A 5,185-nucleotide genomic window follows, 5' to 3' on the forward strand; every position below is an offset into this window, starting at 1 on the left:
AGGGGGTATCTTGGTGCAACAAGCCGCTTTTGCGTTGCTTGCGTGCGAAGGGGTGAAGCAGATTCACAGAGGGGATTTTGTGTCATTGTCTCGTCAATTGTTTTAATAAGATGCTGGCATTTTATCCATTGTTGGCGTTTTGTAAATCTCTGTTAGGACAAGAGCTGTGCTCATGAAAAAAAGCATGAAAAAAAGTGTGTGCTCTTTATAGGGGGTATCTTGGTGCAACAAGCCGCTTTTGCGTTGCTTGCGTGCGAAGGGGTGAAGCAGATTCACAGAGGGGATTATTTTGTCAGTGCTGTCTGTTTTATAAAATAAAGCCCCTCGTCATTTTTATTTCTTGAAAAGAGAGTATCGTCATTGGTCTTATGTGAAAGGACGCGCTCAATTTTAGCTGGAAAAATTTTTATGCAAAAAAGTTATACAAATAAAGGGTGATCCACAACAGCCGATGGAAAAAGCTGATCCCGGGAACCTATACAAATAGGTGGGCGCCATATGAAAAAGCCCACGGGCTTGATCAGGGACAGCTCCCTTGGAGATCATTAAGGTCTCAGGAATACGTTATTTCCTGTCGAGAAGCGCAGAACACCCTCCTTAATATAAAACAATTTCAGAGTTTCTGCTAGAGATAAAATAACCTCGCTCTCTTCTTTTTCATAAAGTATTTCAGGAGAGATTGATGATATTGTCGGTGGTTGCTCGAAATGGCTGTATGATGGATGGCTTATTCAAAGTAAAAAAGCAAAAATATGAGTGGGGGTGGGTGTTTGAGTGACGTAGAACGGTTTATTGGCAATGGCTTGACTGGCTCTTTTGGGACAATGCTTGATTTTTATGTTTCGCGGGAATACTTGGAGGAGCTTTGAAGGGAATATTTCTTATTCAAGAATGTTTGTTCAATTGATATTGCTTCTTTGAAGTTTTTGCCTCGTGGGGAGTATTTCAGGGCTGTTTTATCAACTTTGAGGGGGGGAGGAGGAGAGCCGATACGGTATGTGCTGCTATGGTTGAAGCTTAAAAATAAAAAACAGATGATGATAGTTTATCAGAGGCGCTAAGCGATGTTGTAAGCTTTTTTAAAAAAGTATTTTTTGAGGATCGTGTTTACAAATTTTTTTTATCCATGATGGAAGGTGTGAAAAGAAGAAACGGCTGAAGAGGACTCAAGCGTGAAGCGTTTGCTTGCTATGAGAGAAATTCTGTAGGGGGTATATTGGAAATGTTTGGACGCTGCCTGCAATACAAAAAAGGTCCAAATTCAAAAAAGGCACTGTCAATTGTGTGTGGGGGGTGTGGTTATAAGCAGGGGCAGTTTATTGAGTGGAATGTGAAGCCGGCTTGCGTTTTATCTAGGTTTGAAAGCATGCCGTAAAGTGTCTTGTTCTTGAATGGTTTTAAAGAGCTTGGGGTGATTGTTCGTCTAACAGAGCTTGCACGCGCTTTTGAATTCTGCGCATTTGTGGAGTGTAATCCAATGCTGTTTCATCAATCTTAAGAGCCAAGTTTTGGACGCTCTGTTGCTTCCATGGTAATGGCTAAGTTTCAAAAAAAGGCACTGTCAATTGTGTGTGGGGGTGTGGTTATAAGCAGGGGGCTTTTAGTTTATTGAGTGGAATGTGAAGCCGGCTTGCGTCTTATCTAGGTTTGAAAGCATGCTGTAAAGTACCTTGTTCTTGAATGGTTTTAAAGAGCTTGGGGTGATTGTTCGTCTAATAGAGCTTGCACGCGCTTTTGAATCCTGCGCATTTGTGGATAGTAATCCAATGCTGTTTCATAAGCTTTAAGAGCAAGTTTTGGACGCTCCGTTGCTTCCATGACAACGCCAAGTTCAAAAAAAGCACTATAATTGCGCGGCTCAAGTTCAAGAGCATGGTTGAGATCAAGCAGGGCAAGCTTGAAATCGTTCAGTTGAATGTGAATCCAAGCACGCCTTACCCAAGCTTCAGAATGAGTAGGTAAAAGTGCAAGAGCATTGTCAATATAATCAAGCGCAAGTCCATAATCATCGCTGTTGAGTGCATTTTCAGCCCATGACATTAAAAGATCAATCGTCTCACTCCCCGATTGGGACCATAAATGTTGAAGTTGTTGACTGATCTTTTTCGCTTTAGCAACATCAGCACAATATTTCAATTCTTTGAGTAAACGTGAAATTTCTGCTTCTTTGCGTTGCTTAACTCTGTCAACATGGGAAAGCTGCTCTTTGTCAAGATCTTCAAGAATAACCGCCGAGGAATCAGAATCGGAGGGCGTTGAGGAAGGGGGAGGAGAATTGGGAATAAGATCATCTAACGGTAAAAGCGATTGTGGAGAAGGCCGATCTTCAGGAAGAGAAGGAGGATTTTGCCCATAGCTCGAGGGAACAAAACAAAAAACGCCAACAAAAAAAAGAAAAAACGCGCGCTGAAAAATACAGAAAAAACGCAGCTGAAAAAATCGAAAGGCTTTTAAAAAAATAAAAGAATCCATAAAAACAAGCCCCCAAAAGATAAATCACCAAATATTATCAAATACTAGACTTGTAATCAACGGACTTATAACCAAAAAAACGCAAGAAAAAATTTTTAAGCCTACAATCAAAGTAGGCATAAAAACATTGACCTTAAAGAAATTAGCCCTAAAAGAATTAGCCCTGACGTGCTCTAAAACGTGGGTTCGTTTTATTAAGAATATAAACACGACCCTTACGACGCACCAAACGATTGTTACGGTGGCGCTCTTTTAGTGCTTTAAGCGAATTTTTAATTTTCATCATATTCACCGTTTAAATAGTTTACGTAACACAACACTATAATACTATAATACAACACTAAAATATAATACCACAACCCCAATAGACTGCTTACTCTATGAGCATTGCATTGCGATATCGTACTTGCATTATAACATCACACGATACACTTTTTCACTGTGATCACAAAAAGAAAAGCGCACTCTTAAGGTACGCATTAACACACTTCATTAGCACAACGATAAGTGAAAATTGCAAAAAAGTAGGAGAGATTTAACAAGAAGTCTTATTCTTGTCAAGGGTATATCCCTTACAAATTCCTTAGGGTGTGTTAATGGTTGCCTTGAAGGTAAAAATTTTCTCGTAAAAAAAGGACACAAAAAAGCACAAAGAGTGGAAAAAAGTAAAAGCCTTTTCAGCTTTAAACAAATAAGCTCTGTTAGGGAGTGTTGAAAGATCAGGAGCGCTGTTGAGTCGTTGGATTGTTGAAGTGGTGTGGTTTTTTTGTCGTTAAGGGCAAGGGGGGCTTCTTAAAACGCAAGAGGCTTGTTTTTGGGGGCTCGTGAAGCCCTGTCAGGTGCGTGCGCTGGCTGAAATGCTTGAAGTGGGGGGGGTAGAGGGGGAGGCGTTGGATTGTTGATTGGTGTGGTTTTTTTGTCGTTAAGGGCAAGGGGGGCTTCTTAAAACGCAAGAGGCTTGTTTGTGGGGGCTCGTGAAGCCCTGTCAGGTACGTGCGCCGGCTGAAATGCTTGAAGTGGGGGAAGAGGGGGCGCCGTTGGAATTGTTTCTTGTATTTGTGTACGCCGTGCCTATAGTTTCAAACGTCCCCTTATGAAAAATCTCATACCTTCAATATGGGCCTTCAATAACTGGGAATCACATTAAATACGTCTAGAAATATGAAAATAAGAATTATGGTATTTTAATACCACGTTTTTCACGATTTTTTTTATTTATTAATTTCTTTATTCCATTTTTGAATTGCTAAGTTTAGTCCTGTAAGCGCTTTACGGTACAGTTTTCGATATTTAATGGTAGAATAAACAAGCCAAACGGATAATGTTATTATTGCACAACCGCCAAGGATCCCTAGAATGCGCCCTAATATTATAGCTTCAGTCATTTTCTCTCCTTATTGTATTTTGATTAGCAACCGCTTCGTCTAGTTGTTTCATTACTTTTTTCAGTTTCTTCTTTACTATGATCCGTAGCACCAAAAAGATTGGTATCGAACCGTACAGAATTAATGCGCATATCAGCCCGATTGCAGTTGCTACATTCATCTGAGGTTTATCCGCACTGCCTAATATTGAGAGGAAAATGTATAAACAGACGCTTATAAAAATTATGAATATAAACTCTCTCAGTGAAACAACACCAGCCTTTAATGTTTCCTTAACTTCTTTTTGGATATCGAGGACTAAGTCCCATTGAGAAGATGTATCATTTTGTTCTTTGGGTGATGCATTTGATAGGTTTGGTTTTGTCATGTTGATATTCGTTTGTTTCTTGAAGGTTTTGTCTTTTGATAAAGCGAATAACTCAGTTTCTCAGACTATTTTTATGAAATGAAAAAAGATTTCTGTACTTGTTAAAATGATAATACGAATGACTTGCTACGTCTGTAGCGCATCTTCCCTTTATTATTATGAGGCATGTACAATTTTTCGTGCCGCTGTATAAAAGATTCGTTTTGTGAGTACAATTATATTTTATCACTAAACTACAGGCGAAGAGGCATTTAATATTGAAGTGTTTAGCCGGTTGAATTTACTTAAGAAAAGCTTGATTGTTGACAGATCGGCACAGGAATCTTCGTCCTTGAGCGCGGTTAGGCGCTCAAATTTGAATAACGTAATTTTATAGGGGAAAGAACGAAGGCGATAGACATAACGAAGGTGACAAATATTACAGATATTAAAGTGAGTGATATTTTAAACGGTTGTTGTTTTAGAGTGTAAGCTAAATTTACGGTTTTCTTTCGGTGTGTAGTTGTATGTTTATCTGCTATTTTAAGCTTTATTGCGAAATGAAATAAGGAGAGACGCTTCAAGCTCTAGAAAATACGACACAGGTAATATCGCCTTATGAGGGGAGAGAGGATATTGCTATGATGGATAAGCTTAGTACTGTAATTATATCTTTGACATGAAACTCAAGGGGTGGTGCGGAGCGGCGCTTGGCACTTTTGTGAAAGAATGAACACAAGAAGGGAGACTAGAGGCAATGAGAACGCATTGTTAGAATGCTCTCTATAGGCTGCAAGAGGTAAGTTTATCCTCTAAAGGTTGGAATTAAAAGGCCTAAAGATTGGCATTAAAAGAAAAATGAAGGGGCTGCGTATGTTATGGGGGAATATTTATGCGGTGGAAGGTGGAGGGGTGATGAACTTGGGGGTTGGTGGATTGTTTTTAGTCGTGGGGGGACTTTTTTGAGAAAAGGAAGGGGAGC

At 39.6% G+C, this 5,185-nt stretch carries 4 protein-coding genes and 1 other RNA gene; all 5 read right to left on the reverse strand.

Going from position 1 to position 5,185, the window contains the following annotated elements; all coding sequences use genetic code 11:
• Positions 1-432: 432 nt before the first annotated feature.
• The 5 genes from ssrS to ACFILY_RS06455 all read right to left on the reverse strand — a co-directional run bounded on the left by ssrS (position 433) and on the right by ACFILY_RS06455 (position 4,224).
• Positions 433-593, reverse strand: a non-coding RNA gene (ssrS, locus tag ACFILY_RS06435) — 6S RNA.
• A gap of 1,093 nt (positions 594-1,686) precedes the next feature.
• Entirely contained in the window at positions 1,687-2,472 is a 786-nt protein-coding gene (locus ACFILY_RS06440; RefSeq protein WP_375631458.1) for a tetratricopeptide repeat protein, read from the reverse strand.
• A 157-nt stretch (positions 2,473-2,629) separates the two neighbouring features.
• Positions 2,630-2,755 (reverse strand): type B 50S ribosomal protein L36, encoded by a 126-nt coding sequence (ykgO, locus tag ACFILY_RS06445; protein WP_004863016.1) that lies wholly within the window; start codon positions 2,753-2,755, stop codon positions 2,630-2,632.
• A 928-nt stretch (positions 2,756-3,683) separates the two neighbouring features.
• The gene (locus ACFILY_RS06450; RefSeq protein WP_375637692.1) at positions 3,684-3,857 is read right to left on the reverse strand and encodes a hypothetical protein; all 174 of its coding nucleotides are present in this window, start codon (positions 3,855-3,857) and stop codon (positions 3,684-3,686) included.
• Positions 3,850-4,224 carry a hypothetical protein gene (locus ACFILY_RS06455; RefSeq protein ID WP_273790838.1) on the reverse strand — a complete coding sequence of 125 codons (375 nt, stop codon included), beginning with the start codon at positions 4,222-4,224 and terminating at the stop codon, positions 3,850-3,852. Before ACFILY_RS06455 ends, ACFILY_RS06450 begins: the two co-directional genes overlap by 8 nt.
• Between the last annotated feature and the right edge of the window lie 961 nt (positions 4,225-5,185).

Origin of the sequence: Bartonella sp. CL25QHWL (assembly GCF_042195335.1) — a bacterium.
Classification (GTDB): Bacteria; Pseudomonadota; Alphaproteobacteria; order Rhizobiales; family Rhizobiaceae; genus Bartonella.

Coding starts and splice junctions, on each gene's coding strand:
- ACFILY_RS06455 (WP_273790838.1), bottom strand. CDS start 4,224: ATGACAAAACCAAACCTATCAAATGCATCACCCAAAGAACAAAATGAT.
- ACFILY_RS06450 (WP_375637692.1), bottom strand. CDS start 3,857: ATGACTGAAGCTATAATATTAGGGCGCATTCTAGGGATCCTTGGCGGT.
- ACFILY_RS06440 (WP_375631458.1), bottom strand. CDS start 2,472: ATGGATTCTTTTATTTTTTTAAAAGCCTTTCGATTTTTTCAGCTGCGT.
- ykgO (WP_004863016.1), bottom strand. CDS start 2,755: ATGAAAATTAAAAATTCGCTTAAAGCACTAAAAGAGCGCCACCGTAAC.